This is a genomic window from Sodalis sp. C49, assembly GCF_046352915.1.
Classification (GTDB): domain Bacteria; phylum Pseudomonadota; class Gammaproteobacteria; order Enterobacterales; family Enterobacteriaceae; genus Acerihabitans.
The window spans coordinates 2,536,842-2,562,208 of record NZ_CP163303.1 but is presented as its reverse complement, the minus strand read 5'-3'; the positions used below and the strand labels follow the sequence as shown (position 1 = coordinate 2,562,208).

The window sequence follows — 25,367 nt, the reverse complement described above, 5'->3', positions numbered from 1 at the left end:
GAATTAACGCACTTATCCATTTTTTGTGGCATCCAAAAATTCGATGCTGCCTATGTCGCTTTCGGGTAGGCGTCCACATCGTATTTTTGGCAACGGTCTGTAGTTGTAACTATAAAATAGTGTTAATTTAACACAGTAAAATCAGCGCCATAGCCTTAACGTTTCAGCTAAAAATTATGTTGCTTAGTTGTAAACAAATTAACAGTACGGTCAAATTCTGTTAGACTGCCGAGAGCAATAAAAGTGAGCAATGACTTATTAAAGCGAGGAGATCGTCGTGCTAGAAGACTACCGTAAGCACGTGGCCGAACGTGCTGCCCAGGGGATTGTGCCAAAACCTCTTGACGCTGCGCAAATGGCGGCGCTGGTGACACTGCTGAAAAATCCGCCGACCGGCGAAGAAAATTTTTTACTGGATCTGTTAACTAACCGTGTTCCCCCAGGCGTAGACGAAGCGGCCTATGTCAAGGCCGGTTTCCTGGCCGCCGTCGCCAAAGGCGACGCGCACTCTCCGCTGCTTACGCCCGCCCGGGCGGTTGAATTGCTCGGCACCATGCAGGGCGGATACAATATCCAGCCGTTGGTTGACGCGCTGGATAGCGAGACCCTGGCGCCGATTGCTGCCGATGCGTTGAAACACATGCTGCTGATGTTTGACAGCTTTTTTGATGTTGAAGCCAAGGCCAGGGCCGGCAATGTCCACGCTCAGCGGGTGATGCGGGCCTGGGCCGACGCCGAATGGTTCCTGTCGCGCCCTGCGCTCGCGGAAAAAATCACCGTGACGGTATTTAAAGTCACCGGTGAAACCAATACCGATGACCTGTCGCCGGCGCCCGATGCCTGGTCCCGGCCGGATATTCCGCTGCACGCCCTGGCGATGCTGAAAAATGCCCGCGACGGTATCGATCCCGATCAGCCCGGCAGCGTCGGACCTATCAAACAAATTGAAGCGCTGAACCAGAAAGGCTTCCCGCTGGCCTATGTGGGCGATGTGGTCGGCACCGGCTCCTCGCGCAAATCCGCCACCAACTCGGTGCTGTGGTATATGGGCGACGACCTGCCTTACGTGCCGAATAAGCGGGGCGGCGGCGTGGTGCTGGGCAGCAAGATTGCGCCGATTTTCTTTAATACCATGGAAGACTCGGGCGCGCTGCCCATCGAGGTTGATGTCTCCGAGCTGAACATGGGCGACGTGATTGATATCTATCCGTTCAAGGGGGAGATTCGCGCCCATGATACCGACCGGCTGCTGGCCACCTTCGCGCTCAATACCGAGGTGCTGGTGGACGAAGTGCGCGCCGGCGGCCGCATTCCGCTTATCATCGGCCGTGGATTGACCGCGCGCGCCCGTGAATCCCTGGGCCTGCCGCCCAGCGAAATATTCCGCCATGCCCGGGCCGTGGTCGCCAGCGACAAGGGATTTACCCTGGCGCAGAAAATGGTCGGCCGCGCCTGCGGCGTGGAGGGCATCCGCCCCGGCCAGTATTGCGAGCCTAAAATGACCTCCGTCGGCTCGCAGGATACCACCGGCCCGATGACCCGCGATGAGCTGAAGGATCTGGCCTGCCTGGGCTTCTCCGCCGATCTGGTTATGCAGTCGTTTTGCCATACCGCCGCCTATCCGAAACCGGTGGATGTGGAGACCCACCATACCCTGCCGGACTTTATCATGAACCGCGGCGGCGTTTCGCTGCGCCCCGGCGACGGTATTATCCACTCCTGGCTGAACCGTATGCTATTGCCCGACACCGTCGGCACCGGCGGCGATTCCCATACCCGCTTCCCCATCGGCATTTCGTTCCCGGCGGGTTCCGGCCTGGTGGCGTTTGCCGCCGCCACCGGCGTCATGCCGCTGGATATGCCGGAATCGGTCCTGGTGCGTTTCAAGGGGAAGATGCAGCCCGGCATCACGCTGCGCGATCTGGTGCACGCCATTCCGTATTATGCCATTCAGCAGGGACTGCTGACGGTGGAAAAGAAGGGCAAGAAGAACATCTTCTCCGGCCGTATTTTGGAAATCGAGGGCCTGCCGGAGCTGAAGGTGGAACAGGCGTTTGAACTGGCGGACGCCTCGGCGGAACGTTCGGCGGCGGGTTGTACCATCAAATTGGATCAGGCGCCGATCGTCGAATACCTCAGTTCCAATATTGTGCTGCTGAAGTGGATGATAACCGAAGGCTACGGCGATCGCCGCACCCTGGAGCGCCGCATCAAGGGCATGGAAAGCTGGCTGGCCGATCCTCATCTGCTGGCGGCGGATGCCGACGCGGAATATGCCGCCGTGATTGAAATCGATCTGGCGGATATCAACCAACCGATCCTGTGCGCGCCGAACGACCCGGACGATGCCCGTCTGCTCTCCGAGGTGGCCGGCAATAAAATCGACGAAGTGTTTATCGGCTCCTGCATGACCAACATCGGCCACTTCCGCGCGGCGGGTAAATTGCTTGACCAGCACAAAGGCCAGCTGCCGACCCGTCTGTGGGTGGCGCCGCCGACCAAAATGGATGCCGCCCAGTTAACGGAAGAAGGCTATTACAGCATCTTCGGTAAAAGCGGGGCGCGCGTCGAGATCCCCGGCTGCTCATTGTGCATGGGCAACCAGGCGCGTGTGGCCGAAGGCGCGACGGTGGTTTCCACCTCTACCCGCAACTTCCCCAACCGATTGGGCAACGGCGCGGATGTCTACCTGGCTTCGGCGGAACTGGCGGCGGTAACCGCGCTGCTGGGACGTTTACCAACGGTGGAGGAATATTTGCAGGCCATTGCTCTGGTGGATAAAACCGCTGCCGATACGTATCGCTACCTGAACTTTGACCGGTTGACGGAGTATACCGACAAAGCCGACGAGGTGATTTTCCAGACGGCGGTGTAACTGGGTAATGCCTGGGATACGCAAACGTAACCCCCGGCGCTTCGATCCCACGGCCAGCCATTGCGGCTGGCCGTTTTTTTAGGGTTGAAAAGCAGAAGCGACTTTAAATTTTCAACGTAAGCTATGTGAAACAACCACCGCAATTCTAAAGTGGGCAAATAGGGTTTATATTTTATGTCACTTTTGATTTACCCGATAAAGTGCAAGGCACGGAGGTCTCTCTATGAATGCAGGCGTTTATCCTTGTTTATTAGCGAACGGCGCAAATTGCGCGCCGGGCGATAATTCCGCACAAAGTTATACCGGCGTTAATCGAATAGGGAATATTTTGAAAAATGTTTCCCATTCTGCAATTTCCTTGCAAAACCTGCCGGTCTCTTTTCCTTTTACTCTGCCGGACGCGCCACCTTGCGCGACGCCCGGAAATGATCACCATGAAGCGACCTCCGCTATGCCGCTGGATCCTGACGCGATGGCGGAAATAGTATTAGCCCGCAAAGATAAAATTATGTATGCCGGGCATTATGCCGCAAGAGGGCGTAAGCAGAAAAGAGAAACCGAGTTGGAAGCAGCCCTGGCGCTCGCCAATAATAATCCGTACGGAGAAGTACCGTTAATTTATGCGGCCAGCGTGGGCATGGGCGAAGTGGTCAAAACGTTTATATCGCAAGGGGTAAGCGTTGAAATAGCCGCAATCAGATGGCCGCATAAAGGGATGTTGCCGATACATGTCGCCACGGTTAATAACCAAAGTGCAGTGGTGGAAATATTACTGGATGCCGGCGCTCAGATCAATGCATGCTGGGTGGGGATGACGGCGTTAATGCTTTCTGAAGAATTCGCCGAGAGTGATATTTCAGTCACCCGGCTGCTTCTGGACAGAGGCATCGATTATGACGCCAGTGATTTTAAGGGCAACACCGCCCTGATGTATGCCGCGCGCTTGAATCTTTATGATCATTTTATGGCGATATTCGCTGCAGGCGCGGACCTTTGGTTGCTGAATAACCGTGGCGAGAGCGTATTTTTGGTGGCTTCACGCGCCTGTGATATGCGCATTGCCGCTTTTTTGCTGACGCAAGGCGCGGATGTCAATGAAACCGACAATACCGGTTCGACGGCCATGGATTCCGCAAGGGCCATGCATCAGCTGGATATGATTACGCTATTGACGCAAGCGTATCAGAGTAATGACGCGGCGCCGGCGACGGCCGCTGTCGAGACCACCCGTCGCAAGCCGCCGACCACCAGCGCGCCTGCGCCGCCGCAGACTATCCTGCGCCCGCGCGGACGCTCCCCCGGCATTGTACCGCAAACCGGGCTGCCCCATACCCCGGCCAGGCCCGGCATAAGCGACGATATTCCAGACCGGCCCGCGGAACCGCTGACCCCTTTTATGATGGCGGCGAAAAAAGACGATTTGAAATTGATCGATGCCCTGCTGGCAAACCGGACGGATATTAACGAAGTTAACGCCATTGGCCGTACGGCGCTGATGCAAAGCGCCGAACGCGGCGCCAAGGTGACGGTCAATGCGCTATTGCTACGCGGCGCGAACGCTACGCTCGTTGATAATAACGGCCGGGACGCATTATTTTACGCCGCGCGGCGCGGTCATACGCCGGTCATGGCGTTGCTGCAACATCATAGTGCCGCGACGTCCGGCGCCGCGGGTCCCTCCGGCATTAACGGCATAAGGTTTGCTAATTTAATCAATAAAATAAAGCGTTTGAGCCAGTTATTTTTCCAGTAGCTGTGGCTTTTTTCAGGGATAGGTTTTTGTTCGCGGCCAAACGGGTTATACCAATGGTTTATACCTGGCGATGTGGCTGAAGGGCGGGCCGGCGCGTCATTCTCCGCCCTTTAACGCTCACGAGCGCGGTAAAACACAACATAGCTAACGATCTTATGCCGGTAAACGGGTAAAATAACCGTTACTGTACGGGCCTGCGCAGAAATTATCTGCCATCTCCCGCAATTGGCTGAGTATGGGCGGACGGCTATGGATTACGCATTTCAACGGGATATCACCGGTCAGGTAAGAGTGACCTTTTCCATGGGGCATGAAGCCGTGGGACATTGGCTTAACGAAGAGGTCAAGGGCAATCTCGTGTTATTGGACGAGGTGGAGGGGCATATCAAGCGGTTGGCCGGCGGCCAGGACAGTTGGCAATGCGTCGGGCATGAGTACACTTTCTGGACCGATGGCGATGAGGTGATAATCCGCGCCAATGAACTTGCCTTTGTGAACGACGAACTGGAGGAAGGCATGAATTATTATGATGAAGAAAGCCTGTCGTTATGCGGGACCGATGATTTTTTGCAGGTTTTACGGCATTATCGCGATTTTAGTCTGTCCCGCTAACCCGCTGGGTATCATCCGATCCGGCTGCGACGTCGTTTGTTTTATTTATAAATAAGAACGTAACGATAAAAGTTATTCCCAGATTATCCGCCATGGCAACGAGTAGTGAAATTCAAAAAATAGTGTGCCTATGACATGATGGCGATGAAAAAATGATCATCAGGTGTCGCTATGAATTCTAACTCAATTAATTCAGGTGAAATTAATCAAGCTCACTTGGAAGGAACATATGATTCTGCTGATGGCGAAATGCCAGAAAAAGCATATTGGACAAAATTAAAGAAGCTTTCCGCCTGTGTTAATTTGTCTGTCAACGTACACACAGTAACAAACCCTCCTGCCGGTAATGATGGCGCACATCCGCTTAACCTTTGCCACGACGGCGGTCTAAAACGTCCCGCCGTCGTGGCGCCGGCGGCGCCCGCCGTTTCTTGCGCCGTGACGGCGCAAACGCCATGCGTGCCTGACCACTCGCCCGCCAAAAAAAACAGGCTTGGCCAACCCACGGCGCCGCCCGGTGTGCAGCACCGCGGCCATCAGGTCAATATTGCCCGCATAACGCCGTTGACCGGCCAACCCTCTCCCATATTCCCGCCTGTGGAGGGGACCTTGCCGGCCTTGGGGGGGGAGCATCGCCAGGAAAAAAGCCTGAGTGTGCTCGTGGCGGCGGCCTATCTGGGCAGGGCGGATATTATCGCGGACATGGATAACCATGGCGTCAACCCCGAGATTTGGCATGGTCTGTTAAGGCGGGCGTTGTGTCATGCCTGCCTCTGCGGCGATGAGGCCTTGGTCCGCTTGTTCCTGAGTCATGCCGGTGCGGAAATCATCAATAGACCTGACTGCGAGGGTATAACGCCGCTGATGTATGCGATTTCTCACAATCAAATACCTGTGGTACGCCTGTTGCTGGCAAACGGGGCCAATCCAGATGCTAAAACCAAACAGGGGTTGACCGCCATGATGTTGGCCACCATGACCGGCAACGATAAGATAGTAGGTTATTTATTGGATTATCACGCCGACATCAACGCCGTTAATTTGATGGGCGCCTCGGCGCTGATGATATCTATTCAATATAATACTGAGCAACTTTTTTATTTATTACTGTCACAGGGTGCCGACCCTTTGCAAAGCGATTACCTGGGCCACGACGCTATGATATATGCCGCCATTTATGGTCGGCCAAGTATAATGATTCATTTGCTTAATAAAAATATCCGCCCTGACATGACGGATAGGAGGGGGTTTACACCTTTAATGCATGCCATTGGACAGCATCAGGAAACAATAGTAAAAATATTGATAAGCAATGGCGCCAATGTGAATGCGCAGGATAATTTAGGCACCACGCCTTTGATGTTGGCGGCTCATGCCTCCTGTGAAGATATCATCAAAAGACTTATCGAACACCAGGCCGATGTTTCCCTGACGGATTGTCTAAATCGCACGGCGCTGATGTATGCCGCCGTCAATGTCAATGACGTCATTTTAGCTACCCTTTCGCGTCAACCCTGCAATATCAATGCCGGCGATATCTATGGTGACACGGCGCTGGCATTTGCTTTGCAGCGCGGCGATGCCGCGATCATTAATGTCTTGTTGGAACGCGGCGCCGACCCCTTTATCAAAAACGCTTTCGGCTATACCAGCCTGATGTATGCGGCGCGCTATGGTGATAGCGACATTGTCAGGTCACTGCTGGACCGGAATCTTAACGTCAATGATATCGGCTGTGATGGCAGGACGGCGCTTAGCATTGCCGCTGCGCGGGGACATGTCGATATTGTCCGGCTGCTGATTGCGCACGGCGCCAACGGCGCAATAGCCGATAGCCATTGCCAGACCGCCATGGATTATGCCCGCTGTTATGGCCATAGGGCGGTGATTAAATTGCTGGCGGCAGGGGCTCCGGAGAGCGCAGGTAGGGAGGAATATTCCGGCTACGAAGCCTGAGCCGGTCCGAACACCTACCGGCGGGTCATACCACCGGCAGGTTGCGTCCGTAATAAATTTCCCGCATTTCTTTATACAGCAGGTCCGTGATCTCCTTGCGTTCGCTGGGGCTCAGATCTTCCGGCCTGGCATTGAACAGATAATGCTTTAAATCAAAATCCTTCAGCATCATCTTGGTATGGAAAATATTTTCCTGATAGATATTGACGTCCATCATGTGATACTGCGCCTTCATATCTTTCGATAGAAAGTTCTGTATTGAATTGATTTCATGATCAATATAATGTTTTATGCCATTGATATCCCGGGTAAAGCCTCTCACCCGATAATCCATGGTAACTATATCCGATTCTAATTGATGTATCAGGTAATTGAGCGCCTTCAACGGCGAAATCACGCCACAGGTTGAAACTTCAATATCGGCGCGGAACGTGCAAAGGCCGCCTTCCGGATGGCTTTCCGGATAGGTATGCACGCAGATATGGCTTTTATCCAGGTGCGCCACCACCAATTCCGGCAACGGCCCCGGGTGCTCCGATTTATCGATGCTGAGCGGATCGATAGGATCTTCGCTGACCAAAATGGTGACGCTTGCGCCTTGGGGTTCATAGTCCTGCCGCGCGATGTGCAGGATGTTGGCGCCGATCATCGCGCAGGTATCGCTCAGGATCTCAGTCAGGCGATTGGCATTATATTGTTCGTCAATGTAAGCGATATATCCATCACGGTCGTCCGCCGTTTTGGCATAACAAATATCGTAAATACAAAAACCCAGGCTCTTGGTTAAATTATTAAAGCCGTGTAGTTTTAACTTCTGCAATTGAGTTCACCCCCTTATGGCTTGCGTCTCAGCGTGCTGACGACAAGGCATTGAGTAAATACTGCGGCAGGGCAAAGCTGCCGTGATGAATAGCTGCATTATAATAGCGACATTCTAATTTCGCAGCGGAGAAGCGCGCCTTCAGCGTGGCGGCGTCCAGCTGGCGCAGCGCCGGGTCCTGACTGGCCCAGGCGAAGGTCATCAAACCGCCGTAGTAGGTCGGTATCGCCGCCTGGTAGAAGCTGACATCGCTGAAGTAATGGCTGAGTTTGCGGTGGCTGTGTACCGCTTCGTCCTGCTGTAAAAAACACACCCCGTTTTGGGCGACAAAAATGCCGCCTTCATTCAGGCACCGCGCGCAGCCCTGATAAAAATCAGACGTAAACAGGCTCGATCCCGGCCCGATAGGATCGGTGCAGTCGGAGATGATCACATCAAAGGTGTCGTCGGTGGCGCCGACAAAATTCACGCCGTCGTCGATAACCAGATGAAAACGCGGATCGTCGAACGAGCCGGCGTTGTGCCCCGGCAGATATTGCCGGCAGAAGGTGACGACGCCGGCGTCGATTTCCACCATGGTCACGCTTTCTACGCCGGGGTGCCGGCAGACTTCACGCAGCATGCCGCCGTCGCCGCCGCCGATAATCAGCACCTTGCGGGCGTTGCCGTGGGCGATAAGCGGTACGTGGGCCATCATTTCGTGATAGATAAATTCATCGCGTTCGGTGGTTTGCACCACGCCGTCCAGCGCCATAACGCGGCCAAACGCGGCGTTGGCGAAAATCACCAGATCCTGATGCGCGGTTTTTTCCCGGTACAAGATAGCGTCCACGTGAAAATACTGCCCGAAATTATCATGCAGCGTTTCGTACCAGATGTCGTGTTGTGGCATGTTGGGATGTGACATGTTGAGCTAACCCTCGGCGAAAACCGCCATGAGAAAACGGCGCAACATAATAGCTAACTCCGCCCCACCTTGCACGGATGATTTTCACACAAACAGGATTTAAAACTCTTTATTTTGCGTAGGCGAGCAAACTAAGGGAATTTGTCGCCAGGCTTTCGCATTTCTTCGGCGTGGGAATGGCGATGCCGCTAAGATCGCGATAGCTGTCTTCTCCCAGGGCGCGCATGTCGAAACTGGCATAGTTGCTGAGGTCCCAACGGTTTTGTTGGGCAAAAATCAGGATGGCACGCCGGATTTGTTCATTGGGCATGTCGGTATAACCACAGTTGTTCTTCAGATAAACAAACACGGCGGTTAAATCGGCCATGTCTTCGGCTTCGGGTTCGGATAAGGCTTGTGACGCGGTTGAAAAACCCAGCAGCCCGAGCAACAGCGTCACCAATAGGGTGTATTTCATGTGAAAACCTGAATCATTCGTTATAGGTTGACGTTATCATATTTAATGATTTTCGCCCTAAGTTTTATTCTGTAGCCGCATTTTTGGCGGTGAAAACCGCTTGATGAAAGTATGGAGCAAACCTGGCGGATTGTCCCGCGCGCGGTGGGTAAAACCGCTAAGATTGCTGATACGCGCGGTGGGCTTGAGCGGGAAGGGCGGGCACGAAGAGCCGTGCAAACCTTGTGTCCGCGCATCGCATGCGCCTGGCGGTTATGCTAAAATTCGCCTCTTTTCAACTTTCTGTAATGTGATCCCGCTATGAAACACACCGTGGACGTCATGATTTCCGCCGGGGAAATCGCTGACCGGGTCGCGCAGCTTGGCCATGATATCAGCCTGCATTACCGCGACAGCGGCAGTGAGATGGTCCTGGTCGGCCTGTTGCGCGGCTCTTTTATGTTTATGGCCGACCTTTGCCGCGCCGTGACGGTGCCGCATGAAGTGGATTTCATGACCGCCTCCAGCTATGGCAGCGGCATGAGCAGCACGCGCGACGTTAAGATTTTGAAGGATCTTGATGAGGATATCCGCGGCAAGGATGTGCTGATCGTGGAAGATATCATTGATTCCGGCAACACGCTAAGTAAAGTGCGCGAGATCCTGCAACTGCGCCAGCCGAAATCCCTGGCTATCTGCACCTTGCTTGATAAGCCGGATCGCCGCGAGGTGCAGGTGCCGGTGGAGTGGGTGGGCTTTGCCATCCCCGACGAGTTCGTGGTGGGATACGGTATCGATTACGCGCAGCGCTACCGGCATTTGCCTTTTGTCGGCAAGGTCGTGCGTCAGGATTGACCGCCAGGCGGCGGTCCTTGGCGGTCTCAGGGATGACGCACGGGTAGCCGGCTATTTGCCGTGCTGTTGCAAAAGCGTGGCGATGCCCTGGCGGTAGCGCTGTTCCAGCGTCTCCCGGCTGGTGGCGGAGACGTCCATATTACGCAGCAGGCCGTCGTGTATGCTGTATACCCAGCCGTGCAGCTGCACCTTCTGGCCGCGTTTCCAGGCCGAGCGCATAATGGTGGAGTGCCCCAGGTTGTAGACCTGCTCGATAACGTTGATTTCACATAAGGTGTTGAGGCGATCCTCGGGATGAAGCTCCCCCAGCATTGAGCTATGCTTGTACCACAAATCGCGGATATGCAGCAGCCAGTTGTCGATCAATCCCAGTTCCGGATTGTCGATGGCGGCCTGTACGCCGCCGCATCCGTAATGGCCGCAGATAATAATATGCTCGACTTCCAGTACGTCCACGGCGTACTGCACCACCGACAGGCAGTTGAGATCGGTATGGATAACCAGGTTGGCCACGTTGCGGTGCACAAACAGCTCCCCCGGCTCCAGGCCGGTCAGCCTCTCCGCCGGCACCCGGCTATCGGAACAGCCTATCCAAAGGAATCGCGGCTTCTGGGCCAGCGCCAGACGCTCGAAGAAACCCGGGTCTTCTTCTTTGAGATGCTTAGACCAGGTTTGGTTGTTGCTGATAAGGTCCGTGATGTCTTTCATTGTGGTTTTTAGCCCGTAACGACGTAGTGCGATGCGTTAATATAGGTCAACCGTGCGTTTTTTTAAATCAGTTCGTCACATCCATTGAGAATAAGGTAAGTCGTTATCTATGACATATGCATTGGAGTTGGAGAAGTTGACCAAGACCTACGCAGGAGGCGTACAGGCGCTAAAAGGGATAGACCTTAATGTGGAAGCGGGGGACTTTTATGCGTTGCTGGGACCCAATGGCGCGGGTAAGTCCACCACCATCGGCATCATCAGCGCGCTGGTCAATAAAACCTCCGGCAAGGCGCGCGTATTCGGCTACGACATCGATAAAGATATTGTGAATGCCAAACGCCAGCTGGGCCTGGTACCGCAGGAATTTAATTTTAATCCGTTTGAAACCGTCTGGCAGATTGTGGTGCACCAGGCCGGTTATTACGGCGTGGAACGCAAAGTGGCGGAGCAGCGCGCCGAGAAATACCTCAATCAGCTGGATTTATGGACCAAGCGCGACGAGCGCGCGCGCATGCTTTCCGGCGGGATGAAACGCCGCCTGATGATCGCCCGCGCCCTGATGCACGAGCCTAAGCTGCTCATCCTCGATGAACCCACCGCCGGCGTGGATATCGAGCTCAGGCGTTCGATGTGGGGTTTCCTGCGCGATTTGAACGGCAGCGGCACCACCATCATCCTGACCACCCATTATCTGGAAGAAGCGGAAATGCTGTGTCGCAATATCGGCATTATCCAAAGCGGCGAACTGGTGGAAAATACGTCTATGCGGCTGCTGCTGTCCAAGCTGAAATCAGAAACCTTTATTCTCGATCTGGCGGCCAAGAGCCCGTTGCCGCAATTACAGGGGTATCGCCATCAGCTGCTGGACACCAGCACCCTGGAAGTGGAGGTGATGCGGGAACAGGGGCTGAACAGTTTGTTCGGCCAGCTCAGCTCCCAGGGGGTGCAGGTGTTGAGTATGCGTAATAAAGCCAACCGGCTGGAAGAGCTGTTTGTCACGCTGGTAAAAGACGACCGGGCCAGCAGGAGGGCCAAATTATGATGCATCTTTATTGGATCGCCTTAAAGAGTATCTGGCGTAAGGAAATAAACCGCTTCGGCCGGATCTGGATCCAGACGCTGGTGCCGCCGGTGATTACCATGGCATTGTATTTTATTATTTTCGGCAATCTTATCGGATCGCGCATCGGCGAAATGCATGGCTTTTCGTATATGCAATTTATCGTGCCGGGCCTGATTATGATGGCGGTGATTACCAATGCCTATACCAATGTGGCCTCCTCGTTCTTCAGCGCCAAGTTCCAGCGCAATATCGAGGAACTGCTGGTGGCGCCGGTGCCCACCCATATCATCATCGCCGGTTACGTGGGCGGCGGGGTGGCGCGCGGTATTTGCGTCGGCATTTTGGTTACCGCGATTTCGTTGTTTTTCGTGCCTTTCCATGTGCATTCATGGTGGGTGGTGGCGGTGACGCTTATTTTGACGGCGGTGCTGTTCTCGCTGGCCGGCCTGCTGAACGCGGTGTTTGCCAAAAGCTTTGACGATATCAGCCTGATCCCGACCTTTGTGCTGACGCCGCTGACCTACCTGGGCGGGGTGTTTTATTCCCTGACGCTGTTGCCGCCCATATGGCAGGCCATATCCAAGCTCAACCCCGTCGTCTATATGATAAGCGGCTTTCGTTTCGGTTTTCTGGGCATCAGCGACGTGCCGCTGGCGTTTACGCTGTCGGTGCTGGTGGTGTTTATCGTGGTGTTTTATGCCTGGTGCTGGTATTTGATCCAGCGCGGCAGCGGGCTGCGGACATAGGTAAAGGACGGCGGCGCATTTTTGCCAGAGGATGCGCCGCCGGGCGGCGTCAGGCCACCTGTACCGGTACCGCCTTGGCGGTGCGTTTCAGCTGGTTCTGGTCGTCGAAATAGGCCACCAGAGGCCGATGGCCGCGCGCCTCTTCATCCGGCATCTGCACGTAGGCGCAAATGATCAGCAAATCGCCGACGCAGGCGCAGCGGGCGGCCGCGCCGTTGACGGAAATAATGCGCGAGCCGCGCTCGGCGGCGATGGCGTAGGTGGAAAACCGCTGGCCGTTGTCGACGTTGTAGATATCGATAGCCTCATACTCCAGGATACCCGCCGCTTCCAGAAAGTCCTGATCGATGGCGCAGGAGCCTTCATAGTGCAAATCCGCCTGGGTCACGTGGACCCGGTGCAGCTTACCTCTTAGCATGGTGCGTTGCATAACGTTAAACCTTTGTACTTTCCCCGCCGGGGAGTGAAAACGCAAAATCGCCTTGGGACATCCACGCCAGTATTGACGATAGCCTCCCGGCTGTCCACAGGCCTGAGTGCTGCCCCATTACAACGTTAAATCCACCTGGGCGTTGTCAATTAAACGCGCCTTGCCCAGCCAGGCGGAAAACAGCACCACCGCGCGCGCGCTGTCCACCGTGAGCGGCTGCAAGGTATCGGCGTCGCGAATATCCAGGGCATCCGGCTGCAGGCCGGCCTGGCGCAGCCGTTCCGCCGCCTGTTGCAGCAGGGTATCGGTTTGGCGTTCGCCGTTTTTCATCTGCCCGATAAGCTGTTCCAGCACGCTGTGCAACCGGGGCGCTATCTGGCGCTCCCCGGCGGTGAGATAGCCGTTGCGCGAGCTTAGCGCCAGGCCGTCGGCGGCGCGCACCGTCGGTACGCCGACTATCTCGATGTCATAGCCCATATCCTTCACCATTTGGCGTATCAGCGCCAGCTGCTGGTAATCCTTCTGGCCGAAACAGGCGATATCCGGCTGCACCAGGTTAAACAGCTTACTGACAATGGTGGCTACGCCGCGGAAATGGCCCGGGCGGATGGCGCCTTCCAGAATAGCGGAAAAACGCGGCACATCCACAAACGTCTGGCTGGCGAGTCCGTCCGGATAAATCACCGCCGCCGCCGGCGCAAACACCGTATCAACGCCGCGCCGGGTCAGCTTTTCGCAATCTTCCTGCAGCGTGCGCGGGTACGCCGTGAGATCTTCGGGGCGATCGAATTGCATCGGATTGACGAAGATACTGACGATAACAATATCGGCACGGGCGCGGGCTTCATCCACCAGGGACATATGCCCATCGTGCAGATTCCCCATGGTCGGCACCAACGCAATACGTTTACCTTCCTGCCGCCACTGCTTAACAGCCTGACGCAGTTTCGGCGGGGTTTCGATAATCAACACGCCTATCTCCTGTCGTTATTGAAAACTGTGTTCCAGGCCGGGGAAAATACCCTGCTCGACCTCTTCGATATATAAACGCACCGCCGGGCGGATATCACCTGCCTGGGCCAGGAAATTCTTGACGAATTTTGGCGTCCCTTGGCCGGTAATGCCCAACGCGTCCTGCATCACCAGGATTTGCCCGTCGGTGACATTGCCCGCGCCGATGCCGATCACCGGTATGGCCAGCGCCTCGGTGACCCGCTGCGCGAGCGCCACGGGCACGCATTCCAGCACCAGCAGCTGCGCGCCGGCCTGCTCAAGCGTCAGCGCGTCCTGTAATAACCGTTCCGCGCTGTCGCTGTCGCGGCCCTGCACTTTATACCCGCCGAAGATATTCACCGATTGCGGCGTCAATCCCAGGTGGCCGCACACCGGCACCGCCCGTTCGGTCAAACCGCGCACGGCGTCAGCCAGCCAGCCGCCGCCCTCCAGCTTGACCATATTGGCGCCGGCACGCATCAGCACGGCGGCGCTGTCAAAGGCCTGCGCCGCCGTCGCATAGGACATGAACGGCAAATCCGCGAGCAGCAGGCACTGGGGCGCGCCGCGGCGCACGCACCGGGTATGGTAGGCAATCTCTTCCACCGTCACCGGCAGCGTGGAAGTCTGGCCCTGCATGGTCATGCCCAGAGAGTCGCCCACCAGCATTACCTGAATGCCTTCTTGCTCAAACAGGCGGGCAAAGCTGGCGTCATAGGCGGTCAGGGTGGCGAACTTGCGTTGCTGCTGTTTCCAGGCGCGCAGATGCGAAATGGTGGTCGGTTTCATCATAACCTCGGTCAGGCCGGTAACGCATAATTGAAATGAAGTGGCGCGTTATTCTAAATGAAGGCGGGGACAGGAGATAGTATTGTCTGAGCAAAACGTGCGGCAATGGGGGGATGCGCGGAGAATGGGAGCTTACCAGCGGCGCGCCCGGTGTTCATTATCCCAGAATTCCAGGCCGTTGCGCCCGGTGCGCGCCAGCAGGTCCGCCAGCGCCTCGCCGTCGGGCAATACCAGGTCGGGGGCGAGCTCCGCCAGGGGATAAAGCACGAATTCACGGTGCTTCATATCATAGTGCGGCACCGTCAGCCGGGCGGTATGAAGCCGCAGGCCGCCGAACAGCAGGATATCCAGATCGAGCGTGCGCGGCCCCCAGCGGTCGGCTTTGCGCACCCGCCCCTGCCGCCGTTCGATGCGCTGGGTGTGATCGAGCAGCTGTTCCGGCGTGAGCGCGGTGTCAAGGGCGACGACGGCGTTGAGGTAATCGGGCTGGTCCTGCGGTCCCAGCGGCCGGCTGCGGTAAAAAGAGGAGCAGGCGTTCAGCCGGGTTTGCGGCAATTGGGCGAGGGCGTCCAGCGCGGCGTTAACCTGGTCAAGCGGATCCGCCAGGTTGCTGCCGATAGCCAGCCAGACTCGCGTCATCGGCACGCCGGACAGCGGCGCTGCGCCAGCCATGGTTAAGCCGGATCGCGATGCGGCGTGCGGCGGCGCGGACGGCGCGGACGCGGACGGGCGGTGGCGTCGTCGTCAAGGGTGGTGAGCAGGGACTTCTGCCGCGGCGGCGCGGCTTCCTGGAACTCGCGCCACCATTGGGTCAGCCGTTGCAATTCGGCGCTGTTTTCGACGTCGGCGCGCAGCGCCAGCAGATCGAAGGCCGCGCGGAATTTTGGATGCTCCATCAGCTTGAAGGCGCGTTTGCCCTGGCGGCGCGACAGGCGCAGCTGCAGCTGCCAGATATCGCGCATCAGCGTGGTCAGGCGTTTGGGAATGGCGAGCGAGCGGCACTGTTCGTCAAGAATATCGTTCAGCGCCAGCGAAAACGCGTCGAAATAGGCCAGGCCTCCTTCCTGCGTCAGCTTCTGCGCCTGTTCGAGCAGGGGATACCACAGCATGGCGGAGAACAGGAATGCGGGATTGACCCGCATGTCGTTCTGGATGCGATGATCGGTGTTTTTCAGTACCTGGGTGACCATCTGCTCCATAAAACTGTCACCCTGTTCGGTGAAGTTGCGGCTGATGAGCGGAAACATGGGCTGGAACAGCTGATATTCGCACAGCAGGCGGTAGGTCGGTTCGCCGTAACCGGCCTGCAGCAGTTTAAGCGATTCCTCGAACAGCCTGGCCGCCGGGATATCGCGCAGCAACGACGCCAGGCGCGGGATCGGCTCGGCGGTGGCCGCATCGACGGTCATGTTCAGCTTGGCGGCAAAACGCACCGCCCGCAGCATGCGCACCGGATCCTCGCGGTAGCGCGTTTCCGGATCGCCAATCAGGCGCACCACGCCTTCCTGCAAATCGCGCAGGCCGCCGGTATAGTCGCGCAGCGTAAAGTCGGCCACGCTGTAATAGAGGCTGTTGATGGTGAAATCGCGGCGCTGGGCGTCTTCCTCGATGGAGCCGAAGATATTGTCGCGCAGCAGCATGCCGTTTTGTCCTTGCAGCGCGGCGGCGGGGGCCTGCACCGCCGACCCGGCATCAACGTCATCGGGCACGTGGGTCAGATGATGGCCGCGAAAGGTCGCCACTTCGATGATTTCCGGTCCGAACATGACATGGGCGAGGCGAAAACGCCGGCCCACCAGACGGCAGTTGCGAAATAACTTGCGCATCTGTTCGGGGGTGGCATCGGTGGTAATGTCGAAATCCTTCGGTTTTCTACCCAACAGCAGGTCGCGCACGCCGCCGCCGACCAGATAGGCCTCGTATCCCGCTTTATTCAAGCGGTAAAGCACTTTCAGTGCATTTTCACTGATCTCTTTACGGGAGATGGTGTGCTGGTCGCGCGGGATAATCGTCAAAGGGCGTCTATCCTCTGGTGCCGCCGCCACGGTTTCCCGGCTCAGCACCTTACGGCAGAAGTTGGCTACTCGGGTAAAAATAGTACACCTCAATAGTAACAAATAAACGGGAGCAACAAAAAACAGCGGCTAATCATAGCTCACCCCGGGTGTTTTGAGAACGTCTGGGGCGCATGTCGTGCCCGATGGCGAAATCGGTATGGATGCCAGGGACCAATGCATAATAGCCCAGTCTAACATACTCTCAAGGGTCAAATCCCGCCACCCTTGCGCTACCGGTTGATTTAAAAAAACTAATGCGTCGGCAAGCGTTGGCCGGGGGTCCCCCTGCGGCAACGGCGGCGCATGATTCTGCTTGGATAATTTGGCGCCCGTGGGCGTCAACGCCAGCGGTAAATGAATATATTCCGGTTCTTTATAACCTAATTGACGGTAGAGTGCCAATTGCCGCACGGTAGGCTCGATTAAATCGGCCCCGCGCACGATTTCGGTCACGCCGAGCGCCGCGTCGTCCACCACGACCGCCAGATTGTAGGCAAACAGACCGTCGCGGCGGCGGATAATAAAATCTTCCCGGGCCAGATCGGGGTCGGCGTAGATATCACCGCGCAAACGGTCATGGAAATGTGACTCGGGGGCTATCTGGCGCAGGCGGATGGCGGCATTTTGCGCCGGCAGGCCGAGCGTGCGGCAATGACCGTCGTAAATGCCGCCCAGTTCCTGAATGCGGGCGCGGGTGCAGCGGCAATGATAGCTTAGCCCGCGCGCGCGCAAATCCGCCAGGACGTCAAGGTAAGCCGCGTGGCGTTGGGATTGGAAGCATACGGGTCCGTCCCAGTGCAGGCCGTAATGGGCCAACTGGCGTAAAATGGTATCGGCGGCGCCGGGGACTTCGCGGGGAGGATCGATATCTTCGATACGCACTCGCCACTGCCCATGCGAGGCGCGGGCCTGGAGAAAACTCCCCAGGGCCGCGACAAGCGAGCCAAAATGCAAGGCGCCTGAAGGCGAGGGGGCAAAACGCCCCATGTAGGTGCTGTGCGCAGCCATAACTCAGGAAAGGCGAATCCGTACAGTTACCGCGATGCCGTGGTCCGTTCCATGGGCGACATCGCGGCAATCTGGATTGATTTTACCCTGCCATCTGCTTTTCGCGGATTTCAGCCAAGGTCTTGCAATCAATGCATAAATCAGCGGTCGGCCGCGCTTCCAGGCGGCGAATGCCGATTTCCACGCCGCATGAGTCGCAGAAGCCGAAATCTTTGTCTTCTACTTTCTTCAGCGTTTTTTCGATCTTCTTGATCAATTTTCGTTCCCGATCGCGGTTACGCAGTTCAAGGCTGAATTCCTCTTCCTGCGCGGCCCGGTCCACGGGATCCGGGAAGTTGGCCGCTTCATCCTGCATATGCGAAACGGTACGACCCACTTCATCTCTGAGCTGGTTGCGCCATGCGTCGAGGATGCGCTTGAAATGCAGCAACTGGGCCGCATTCATATACTCCTCGCCCGGTTTCTGCTGGTACGGTTCCACCCCGGCGATGGCGAGAATGCTCAAGGAGGATGTCTTACGGTCTTGCCCTTCTTGCATGTTGCTTCTCCTTCATAACACGCACTATCGATCCCCAACGTGGGGAAAAAAACAGGCCGCTATAAATAACAGATGACGTTGAGGTTGGCAATTATTCCTGACGCCTACTTGACAAGAGTGTGAAGAAAGGCGTATCTGGCGGGCGGTTAAACTAAGGAAAAACGGGATGATTTATCCTTTTTTTCCAGAAAAGCCGCCTACGAAATAAATAACGGTAAAGCATTTTTCAGCACAATACCGTCCGGGGATAACTGCGCGCCATAGCAAAATACTTCCACGCCATGTTGCTGCGCCTGCAATACTAAATCGGCATAATGGGGGTCGATGTGCCGGGCGGGCGCCACCCGGGTGATTCCGGAGTGCAACACCGCAAAAAACAGTACGGCACGGTGACCCATTTCTGCCATTGCTTGTAGTTCTCGTAAATGTTTTTGTCCGCGTATCGTTACCGCATCGGGAAAATACCCCCACTCCTGTTGCAGTAATGTGACGGATTTCACCTCAATATAGCAGTTTGCGCGATTTTCCGCTGCTAATAACCAATCAATCCGACTATTTTCTACGCCATAACGCACTTCGGCAGTAAGTGTAGTATAGCCCGACAATTCGGGAACGGCGTCGGCGCGCACCGCCTCCGCCAGCAGGGCGTTGGCGCGCAGAGTATTCACTCCTATCCATTGACCACCGGCGGTTTCAGTTAGTTCCCAGCTATGCGGATATTGACGTTTACGGTTGTCTGAAGTCGAATACCACACTGTATCCCCGGGCACGGCGCAGCCGGTCATGGCGCCGGTGTTGGCGCAATGGATAGTCAGCTCCTCGCCCTCCGGGGTGACCACATCCGCCAGGAAACGTTTATAGCGCCGCACCAGGCGGGCGGATTTTAATTCTGGACTGAATCGCATGACATTTCCGTATAAGAGTTTTGCCGTCTCCCCCTCTCGCCAGGTCAGGCGAGCGGCCAGCTATCGAGCAGCATATAGCGGGCGCGCCCGTTGTCAAATAGCGAGGCGTACAGGCCGAAACTCCCGACCGCCATTTCCCATCCCGGCGTGCTGGACGGCAGCGCCACCGCCTGATGGGCCTGGCGCAGCAGCGTGACATGGGGATGGTACGGCAGCGGGCTTTGATAGCAGCCGTTGCGGGCCGCCTGCGCGCGCAGCCACTGCGCCAACTGCAATAACCCGCGCGGCGCGCGCTTCATGCCGAGCCACACCACGCCGGAGCCGGGCCAGTGTCCGCAATCGTCCAGGGTCAGGGTAAAGGGCTTTTGTTGCAATCTCATGGCGGCGGCGCGCAGGGCCTGTTCTTTGCCGGCGCCCACCTCGCCCAGGAACGCCAGGGTGATATGCAGGTTGGCCGCCGCCACCGGCCTGCCGGCCTCATAGGGAAAACGGGCGGCGCGCCAGTCGATAACCGCCTGGCGGACGCTATCGGGCAGGGCAATGGCAAAAAACAGGCGACGGGTGGAGGTCATGGCGGTCCCGGCTGGTATCGTGGATGATTGACCGTTTCCCCTGGCCGGCCTCGGTCGCCGATACCAGGGAAACGCGGCGAAGATTCTGTTCTTCAATCAAGCGATGCTACAATGCCCGGCCCTGAATGTTAATCTTTAACGGAGATGTCGTGACGTCATTACCGGTCGCCGCCGTAGTCGATGAGTTGCTGCAAGCGTTGCAAGGCGCCGCGCAGGTTCTGCTGCACGCGCCCACCGGCGCCGGCAAATCCACCTGGCTGCCGCTGGAAATCCTGCGGCGCGCCGGCCTGCCCGGGCGTATCCTGATGCTGGAGCCACGGCGGCTGGCCGCCAAAAACGTGGCGCTGCGCCTGGCCGAACAACTGGGCGAAACGCCCGGCCAGACCGTCGGCTACCGCATGCGCGCCGAAAGCCGCGTGGGGCCGCACACCCGGCTGGAGGTGGTGACCGAAGGCATTCTGACGCGCATGTTGCAGCAGGATCCGGAGCTGTCCGGCGTCGCCCTGGTTATCCTGGATGAATTCCATGAACGCAGCCTGCAGGCCGATCTGGCGCTGGCGCTGCTGCTGGATGTGCAGCAGGGACTGCGCGCCGATCTGCGGCTGCTTATCATGTCCGCCACCCTGGACGACCGGCGCCTGCTGGCGCTTCTGCCCGCCGCGCCGGTTATCCGTTCCGTCGGCCGCAGTTTTCCGGTGGAGCGGGTTTTTCATCCGCTGCCCTCACAGTCCGTCCCCGTCCAGGCGATTGCCGCGGCGGTCAGCGAGATGCTGTCATCCCATACCGGCTCGCTGCTGTTGTTTTTACCCGGCGTGGGGGAGATCAACCGCGTGCAGGCTTTGCTGTCTCCCCGGATCGGGGCGGAGGTCGATCTTTGCCCGCTGTATGGCGCCCTGACCCTGGACGAACAGCAGCGGGCCATCCGGCCGGCCCCGGCGGGGCGGCGCAAGGTGGTGCTGGCCACCAATATCGCCGAGACCAGCCTGACGATCGAGGGCATTCGCCTGGTGGTGGACAGCGGGCTGGAGCGGGTAAGCGAATTCGATGCCAGGAACGGGCTCAGCCGCCTGGTCACCCAGCGCGTCAGCCAGGCGTCCATGGTGCAGCGCGCCGGCCGTGCCGGCCGCCTGTCCCCCGGCGTGTGCTGGCACCTCTTTAGTCAATCGCAGGCGGAACGCGCGCCGGAACACGGCCGGCCGGAAATTCTGCAAAGCGATCTCAGCGGTTTTTATCTCGAATTACTGCAATGGGGCTGTACCGACCTGCTGACGCTCTGCTGGCTCGACCTGCCGCCAGAACCCAACCTGGCCGCGGCCCGCCGCACCCTGCGCCAGTTGGATGCCGTCGATGGGGCGGAACGCCTGACGTCCCTGGGGCGCAAAATGGCGCAAGCAGGCTGCGAACCGCGCCTGGCGGCCATGCTGTGCCATGCGCGCGACGATGACGATAGCCTGGCGACGGCCGCGCTGCTGGCGGCCATTATCGAGGAACCGCCGCGCGCGGGGTCGCCCGATATGCGCGATGCGCTCGCGCGCCCGCAGTCCCACTGGCTGCGACGCGCCAGGCAACTGGCCAAACGGCTGTCGCCCCGCTGGGGCCGGCCGGACGCGGCGCTGGCGCCCGCGCTGCTGGCCTGGGGATTTCGCGATCGCATCGCCCGCCGGCGCGACGCCACCGGCCGGTATCAACTGGCCAACGGCCTGGGGGCGGCGCTGGCTCCCGACGAGGCGCTGTCGGCGATTGAATGGCTGATCGTGCCGGGGCTGATGCAACTGGGGCAAAATGCCGACGCGGCCATCCGGCTGGCGCTGCCGGTGGATATCGCCGCGCTGGTGGCCGCCCGTCCCGACTGGCTGACGGTCACCACCGCCATGCGCTGGGATGAGGAAAAGGGCAGCCTGCGCGTGCTCAGGCGTGAACAGCTCGGACAATTGATGTTACGCGAGCAGCCGCAGGCCAGGCCTTCCGGCGAGGTGATGCAGCAGGCGCTGCTCAACTGGATTGGCGAGCAGGGCCTGTCGGTGCTCAACTGGGACGGCCCGGCGCAGCAGCTGCGCCAGCGCCTGCTGTGCGCCCGCGACTGGTTGCCGGAGGCGGACTGGCCTGTGGTGGACGACGACGCGCTGCTGGCGGCCCTGCCGCTATGGCTGCAGCCGTCCCTGCAGGGCGTGCATGACGTGCGCGCCCTGCGCCAGGTGAATCTCGGCGAGGCGTTATTGCGCCTGCTGGACTGGCGATTGCGTCAACGACTGGATACTGCGCTGCCCAGCCACTACACTGTGCCCACCGGCAGCCGGCTGCCGGTGCGTTACCAGCACGGCGAGCCGCCGGTGCTGGCCGTAAGGATGCAGGAAATGTTCGGCGAGCAGGCCAGTCCGCTGCTGGCCGAAGGCCGCGTGGCGCTGGTGCTGGAGTTGTTATCGCCCGCCGGGCATCCGTTGCAGATTACCCGCGATCTGGCGGCGTTCTGGCAGGGGGCCTACCGCGAGGTGCAAAAAGAAATGAAGGGGCGTTACCCCAAGCATGTCTGGCCGGATAATCCGGCCATTGCGGTACCCACCCGGCGCACCAAAAAGTATCAGCAGGGTTGATTTCAGAGGTTTCCTCTTCCGGATAAGATGGTGGAGGAACAGAGTAGGCGGGGAATCCGTCGGAAGTATGGAGAATCATAACGATGTCTGGGGATGATCGCGAACCTATTGGACGTCATGGAAGACCGTCCGGCCGTAAAGTGACAAATAAACCGCCAGTGCGACGTCACCGGGACGACGACTACGAAGAAAATGACGATGCTCAGGACGACTATGACGATCAAGAGGAATACGTAATGCCGCCGCGCAAGCCGCCTGCGAAAGGCAAAGCGCGCCCGCCGCGCAAAAGCGGCAAGCGGCGCCTGCTGGGATTGCTTATCAAGATTTTCCTGGTGGTGGTGATTTTACTGGTGATCTACGGCGTCTACCTGGATGCGCAGATCCGCAGCCGCATCGACGGCAAGGTCTGGCAACTGCCGGCGGCGGTCTATGGCCGCATGGTGAACCTGGAGCCGGGCATGCCCTACAGCAAAAGCGAGATGGTCAACCTGCTGGAAGGGATGCAGTACCGCCAGGTGACCCGCATAACCCGCCCGGGCGAATTCAGCGTGCGCGCCAACAGCATCGATATGCTGCGCCGTCCCTTTGATTTCCCCGACAGCAAGGAAGGGCAGATCCATGCGGTGCTGACGTTTGATCGCGATCATCTGCTGCAAATTCAAAACCAGGATACGCAGCGGAACTTCGGCTTTTTCCGCCTCGATCCGCGCCTGATCACCATGCTGCAATCGCCCAACGGCGAGCAGCGGTTGTTTGTGCCCCGCGCCGGATTCCCCGATCTGCTGGTGGATACCCTGATAGCCACCGAAGACCGCCATTTTTACCAGCATGACGGCATCAGCATCAGCTCCATCGGCCGCGCCTTCCTGGCGAATATTACCGCCGGGCGCGCGGTGCAGGGGGGCAGTACGCTGACCCAGCAGTTGGTCAAGAATTTGTTCCTGACCAATGAGCGTTCCCTGTGGCGCAAGATCAACGAAGCCTATATGGCCGTGATCCTCGATTACCGCTACAGCAAGGATCGCATCCTTGAGCTGTATCTGAACGAAGTCTACCTCGGCCAGAGCGGCAGCGAACAGATCCGCGGATTCCCGTTGGCAAGCCTTTATTATTTCGGCCGGCCGGTGGATGAACTCAGCCTGGATCAGCAGGCCATGCTGGTGGGCATGGTCAAGGGCGCATCGCTGTACAATCCCTGGCGTAATCCGCAAATGGCGCTGGAGCGGCGTAACCTGGTGCTGAAGCTATTGCAAAACCAGCAGGTTATCGACGAGGATTTGTATAATATGCTGAGCGCGCGTCCGCTGGGGGTGCAGCCGCGCGGCGGGGTGATTACGCCGCAGCCGGCCTTTATGCAAATGGTGCGTCAGGAGCTGCAGGCGAAGCTGGGCGACAAGATTAACGATTTGTCCGGCGTGAAAATATTCACCACCCTGGATCCGATTTCGCAGGACGCGGCGGAAAGAGCTGTGGAGGCCGGTGTGCCGGCCCTGCGCGCCGGGCGCGGCGTCAGCGACCTTGAGAGCGCTATGGTGGTGGTGGACCGCTTTAGCGGCGAAGTGCGCGCCATGGTCGGCGGTTCCCAGCCGCAATTCGCCGGATTTAACCGCGCCATGCAGGCACGGCGTCCGGTAGGGTCGCTGGCAAAACCGGCCACCTACCTGACCGCGCTGAGCCAGCCGGATAAGTACCGCCTGAACACCTGGATCGCCGATGAGCCCATTTCACTCAAGCAGCCGAACGGGCAGCTGTGGGCGCCGAAAAACTACGATCGTCAGTTTCGCGGCAAGGTGATGCTGGTCGATGCGCTGGCCAATTCGCTTAACGTGCCGACGGTCAACCTGGGGCTGGCGGTGGGCCTGCCGGATATCGTCGCCACCCTGCAAAAACTGGGCATCCCGAAAGAGGTGATTAACCCGGTGCCGGCCATGCTGCTGGGGGCCATCAGCCTCACGCCGATGGAAGTGGCGCAGGAATACCAGACCATTGCCAGCGGCGGCAATCGTGCGCCGCTGTCGGCGGTGCGCTCGGTGATAAGCGAGGACGGCAAGGTGCTTTACCAGAGCTTCCCGCAGGCGGAGCGCGTGGTGCCGGCCCAGGCGGCGTATCTGACGTTATACGGTATGCAGCAGGTGGTGGCGCGCGGCACGTCGCGTTCGCTGGCGGTGAAATTCCCCAATTTCCATCTGGCCGGGAAAACCGGTACCACCAACGATTTGCGCGATAGCTGGTTTGCCGGCGTGGACGGTAAAGAGGTGACCATCAGCTGGGTAGGGCGCGACAACAACGGCCCGGCCAAGCTGACCGGCGCCAACGGCGCGCTGACGATTTACCGCCGTTACCTGGAAAACCAGCCGCCGCTGACGCTTAACGTGATACCGCCCGAGGAGATCAACCAGATGTCCATCGACTATGCCGGCAATTTCGTCTGCAACAGCGACAGCAGCATGCGCGTGATCCCGGTCTGGACCGACAGTCCGCAGGCGCTGTGCCAGGCCAGCCAGGCGGTGGCCCAGCAGCCGGCGCAAACGCCGCCTGACCAGCAGCAGTCGGGCCAGCAGCCGCCGCAACAGGAGCAGCAGGAGGGCAGCGACGGCGTCGCCGGCTGGATCAAGGATATGTTCGGCAAATAGCTCGTCACCCCGGCTTGCCGGGGTGGGTTTGTTGACCAGGCGAAGGAACGCCGGCGATAGGCATTCTGTCGCCGCGCGATGCCTGGCGGCGACCTGCGAGGAAAAATCAGTTGCGAT

The 25,367-nt window shown here is 58.2% G+C and carries 22 protein-coding genes; 9 read left to right on the top strand and 13 right to left on the bottom strand.

What is annotated here, in order from left to right:
- Positions 1-277: 277 nt before the first annotated feature.
- The 4 genes from acnB to ABUK12_RS11595 all read left to right on the top strand — a co-directional run bounded on the left by acnB (position 278) and on the right by ABUK12_RS11595 (position 7,196).
- A complete protein-coding gene (gene acnB, locus ABUK12_RS11610) occupies positions 278-2,875 on the top strand; it encodes a bifunctional aconitate hydratase 2/2-methylisocitrate dehydratase (RefSeq protein ID WP_410016392.1) in 2,598 nt (865 codons plus the stop codon).
- Positions 2,876-3,326: 451 nt separating this feature from the next.
- Positions 3,327-4,628, top strand: coding sequence for an ankyrin repeat domain-containing protein (locus ABUK12_RS11605; RefSeq protein WP_410016391.1), 1,302 nt, complete (start codon positions 3,327-3,329; stop codon positions 4,626-4,628).
- A 249-nt stretch (positions 4,629-4,877) separates the two neighbouring features.
- Entirely contained in the window at positions 4,878-5,240 is a 363-nt protein-coding gene (locus ABUK12_RS11600) for a YacL family protein (RefSeq protein ID WP_410016390.1), read from the top strand.
- 171 nt (positions 5,241-5,411) lie between these two features.
- Complete coding sequence (locus ABUK12_RS11595) at positions 5,412-7,196, top strand: ankyrin repeat domain-containing protein (protein ID WP_410016389.1); 1,785 nt, start codon at positions 5,412-5,414, stop codon at positions 7,194-7,196.
- 25 nt (positions 7,197-7,221) lie between these two features.
- Here ABUK12_RS11595 and speD read toward each other — a convergent pair whose 3' ends face one another.
- The 3 genes from speD to ABUK12_RS11580 form a co-directional block, all read right to left on the bottom strand.
- On the bottom strand, positions 7,222-8,016 hold the full coding sequence (gene speD / locus ABUK12_RS11590) for an adenosylmethionine decarboxylase (RefSeq protein ID WP_410016388.1): 795 nt from the start codon (positions 8,014-8,016) through the stop codon (positions 7,222-7,224).
- 28 nt (positions 8,017-8,044) lie between these two features.
- Positions 8,045-8,908: a polyamine aminopropyltransferase gene (gene speE / locus ABUK12_RS11585; protein ID WP_410016622.1), complete on the bottom strand. Its 864-nt coding sequence runs from the start codon at positions 8,906-8,908 to the stop codon at positions 8,045-8,047.
- Between the two features lie 124 nt (positions 8,909-9,032).
- A complete protein-coding gene (locus ABUK12_RS11580; RefSeq protein WP_410016387.1) occupies positions 9,033-9,380 on the bottom strand; it encodes a YacC family pilotin-like protein in 348 nt (115 codons plus the stop codon).
- A gap of 300 nt (positions 9,381-9,680) precedes the next feature.
- On the opposite strand from ABUK12_RS11580, the gene hpt reads away from it, so the two are divergent.
- Positions 9,681-10,214 carry a hypoxanthine phosphoribosyltransferase gene (hpt, locus tag ABUK12_RS11575; RefSeq protein ID WP_410016386.1) on the top strand — a complete coding sequence of 178 codons (534 nt, stop codon included), beginning with the start codon at positions 9,681-9,683 and terminating at the stop codon, positions 10,212-10,214.
- 51 nt (positions 10,215-10,265) lie between these two features.
- Here the strand turns inward: hpt and can are convergent, their stop codons facing one another.
- On the bottom strand, positions 10,266-10,922 hold the full coding sequence (gene can / locus ABUK12_RS11570; RefSeq protein WP_410016385.1) for a carbonate dehydratase: 657 nt from the start codon (positions 10,920-10,922) through the stop codon (positions 10,266-10,268).
- Between the two features lie 109 nt (positions 10,923-11,031).
- Between can and ABUK12_RS11565 the strand changes: the two genes are divergently transcribed.
- Together ABUK12_RS11565 and ABUK12_RS11560 are read left to right on the top strand one after the other, a co-directional pair.
- Complete coding sequence (locus tag ABUK12_RS11565; RefSeq protein ID WP_410016384.1) at positions 11,032-11,967, top strand: ABC transporter ATP-binding protein; 936 nt, start codon at positions 11,032-11,034, stop codon at positions 11,965-11,967.
- Positions 11,967-12,734 carry an ABC transporter permease gene (locus tag ABUK12_RS11560; RefSeq protein ID WP_410016621.1) on the top strand — a complete coding sequence of 256 codons (768 nt, stop codon included), beginning with the start codon at positions 11,967-11,969 and terminating at the stop codon, positions 12,732-12,734. Before ABUK12_RS11565 ends, ABUK12_RS11560 begins: the two co-directional genes overlap by 1 nt.
- 49 nt (positions 12,735-12,783) lie before the next feature.
- Here ABUK12_RS11560 and panD read toward each other — a convergent pair whose 3' ends face one another.
- The 9 genes from panD to thpR all read right to left on the bottom strand — a co-directional run bounded on the left by panD (position 12,784) and on the right by thpR (position 20,026).
- The gene (gene panD / locus ABUK12_RS11555) at positions 12,784-13,164 is read right to left on the bottom strand and encodes an aspartate 1-decarboxylase (protein WP_410016383.1); all 381 of its coding nucleotides are present in this window, start codon (positions 13,162-13,164) and stop codon (positions 12,784-12,786) included.
- 117 nt (positions 13,165-13,281) lie between these two features.
- Positions 13,282-14,136, bottom strand: a complete 855-nt coding sequence (panC, locus tag ABUK12_RS11550) for a pantoate--beta-alanine ligase (RefSeq protein ID WP_410016382.1) — start codon at positions 14,134-14,136, stop codon at positions 13,282-13,284.
- Between the two features lie 15 nt (positions 14,137-14,151).
- Complete coding sequence (panB, locus tag ABUK12_RS11545; RefSeq protein ID WP_410016620.1) at positions 14,152-14,946, bottom strand: 3-methyl-2-oxobutanoate hydroxymethyltransferase; 795 nt, start codon at positions 14,944-14,946, stop codon at positions 14,152-14,154.
- A 132-nt stretch (positions 14,947-15,078) separates the two neighbouring features.
- Complete coding sequence (gene folK / locus ABUK12_RS11540; RefSeq protein ID WP_410016619.1) at positions 15,079-15,585, bottom strand: 2-amino-4-hydroxy-6-hydroxymethyldihydropteridine diphosphokinase; 507 nt, start codon at positions 15,583-15,585, stop codon at positions 15,079-15,081.
- Between the two features lie 35 nt (positions 15,586-15,620).
- On the bottom strand, positions 15,621-17,042 hold the full coding sequence (gene pcnB / locus ABUK12_RS11535) for a polynucleotide adenylyltransferase PcnB (RefSeq protein ID WP_410016618.1): 1,422 nt from the start codon (positions 17,040-17,042) through the stop codon (positions 15,621-15,623).
- Positions 17,043-17,090: 48 nt separating this feature from the next.
- Complete coding sequence (gluQRS, locus tag ABUK12_RS11530) at positions 17,091-18,011, bottom strand: tRNA glutamyl-Q(34) synthetase GluQRS (RefSeq protein WP_410016381.1); 921 nt, start codon at positions 18,009-18,011, stop codon at positions 17,091-17,093.
- 82 nt (positions 18,012-18,093) lie between these two features.
- Positions 18,094-18,549, bottom strand: coding sequence for an RNA polymerase-binding protein DksA (dksA, locus tag ABUK12_RS11525; protein ID WP_162363932.1), 456 nt, complete (start codon positions 18,547-18,549; stop codon positions 18,094-18,096).
- A gap of 197 nt (positions 18,550-18,746) precedes the next feature.
- A complete protein-coding gene (gene sfsA, locus ABUK12_RS11520; RefSeq protein ID WP_410016380.1) occupies positions 18,747-19,454 on the bottom strand; it encodes a DNA/RNA nuclease SfsA in 708 nt (235 codons plus the stop codon).
- A gap of 44 nt (positions 19,455-19,498) precedes the next feature.
- On the bottom strand, positions 19,499-20,026 hold the full coding sequence (thpR, locus tag ABUK12_RS11515) for an RNA 2',3'-cyclic phosphodiesterase (RefSeq protein ID WP_410016379.1): 528 nt from the start codon (positions 20,024-20,026) through the stop codon (positions 19,499-19,501).
- Between the two features lie 125 nt (positions 20,027-20,151).
- Between thpR and hrpB the strand changes: the two genes are divergently transcribed.
- Both hrpB and mrcB read left to right on the top strand, forming a co-directional pair.
- Positions 20,152-22,617, top strand: coding sequence for an ATP-dependent helicase HrpB (gene hrpB / locus ABUK12_RS11510; protein ID WP_410016378.1), 2,466 nt, complete (start codon positions 20,152-20,154; stop codon positions 22,615-22,617).
- An 83-nt stretch (positions 22,618-22,700) separates the two neighbouring features.
- Positions 22,701-25,250 (top strand): bifunctional glycosyl transferase/transpeptidase, encoded by a 2,550-nt coding sequence (gene mrcB / locus ABUK12_RS11505; protein WP_410016377.1) that lies wholly within the window; start codon positions 22,701-22,703, stop codon positions 25,248-25,250.
- Positions 25,251-25,367 lie beyond the last annotated feature (117 nt).

What these genes read in the sequence shown, in the direction of transcription:
- ABUK12_RS11605 (WP_410016391.1), top strand. Translation starts at nt 3,327, where the DNA reads ATGCCGCTGGATCCTGACGCGATGGCGGAAATAGTATTAGCCCGCAAA.
- ABUK12_RS11600 (WP_410016390.1), top strand. Translation starts at nt 4,878, where the DNA reads ATGGATTACGCATTTCAACGGGATATCACCGGTCAGGTAAGAGTGACC.
- ABUK12_RS11595 (WP_410016389.1), top strand. Translation starts at nt 5,412, where the DNA reads ATGAATTCTAACTCAATTAATTCAGGTGAAATTAATCAAGCTCACTTG.
- speE (WP_410016622.1), bottom strand. Translation starts at nt 8,908, where the DNA reads ATGCCACAACACGACATCTGGTACGAAACGCTGCATGATAATTTCGGG.
- ABUK12_RS11580 (WP_410016387.1), bottom strand. Translation starts at nt 9,380, where the DNA reads ATGAAATACACCCTATTGGTGACGCTGTTGCTCGGGCTGCTGGGTTTT.
- hpt (WP_410016386.1), top strand. Translation starts at nt 9,681, where the DNA reads ATGAAACACACCGTGGACGTCATGATTTCCGCCGGGGAAATCGCTGAC.
- can (WP_410016385.1), bottom strand. Translation starts at nt 10,922, where the DNA reads ATGAAAGACATCACGGACCTTATCAGCAACAACCAAACCTGGTCTAAG.
- ABUK12_RS11565 (WP_410016384.1), top strand. Translation starts at nt 11,032, where the DNA reads ATGACATATGCATTGGAGTTGGAGAAGTTGACCAAGACCTACGCAGGA.
- ABUK12_RS11560 (WP_410016621.1), top strand. Translation starts at nt 11,967, where the DNA reads ATGCATCTTTATTGGATCGCCTTAAAGAGTATCTGGCGTAAGGAAATA.
- panD (WP_410016383.1), bottom strand. Translation starts at nt 13,164, where the DNA reads ATGCAACGCACCATGCTAAGAGGTAAGCTGCACCGGGTCCACGTGACC.
- panB (WP_410016620.1), bottom strand. Translation starts at nt 14,946, where the DNA reads ATGAAACCGACCACCATTTCGCATCTGCGCGCCTGGAAACAGCAGCAA.
- folK (WP_410016619.1), bottom strand. Translation starts at nt 15,585, where the DNA reads ATGACGCGAGTCTGGCTGGCTATCGGCAGCAACCTGGCGGATCCGCTT.
- gluQRS (WP_410016381.1), bottom strand. Translation starts at nt 18,011, where the DNA reads ATGGCTGCGCACAGCACCTACATGGGGCGTTTTGCCCCCTCGCCTTCA.
- dksA (WP_162363932.1), bottom strand. Translation starts at nt 18,549, where the DNA reads ATGCAAGAAGGGCAAGACCGTAAGACATCCTCCTTGAGCATTCTCGCC.
- sfsA (WP_410016380.1), bottom strand. Translation starts at nt 19,454, where the DNA reads ATGCGATTCAGTCCAGAATTAAAATCCGCCCGCCTGGTGCGGCGCTAT.
- thpR (WP_410016379.1), bottom strand. Translation starts at nt 20,026, where the DNA reads ATGACCTCCACCCGTCGCCTGTTTTTTGCCATTGCCCTGCCCGATAGC.
- hrpB (WP_410016378.1), top strand. Translation starts at nt 20,152, where the DNA reads ATGTTAATCTTTAACGGAGATGTCGTGACGTCATTACCGGTCGCCGCC.
- mrcB (WP_410016377.1), top strand. Translation starts at nt 22,701, where the DNA reads ATGTCTGGGGATGATCGCGAACCTATTGGACGTCATGGAAGACCGTCC.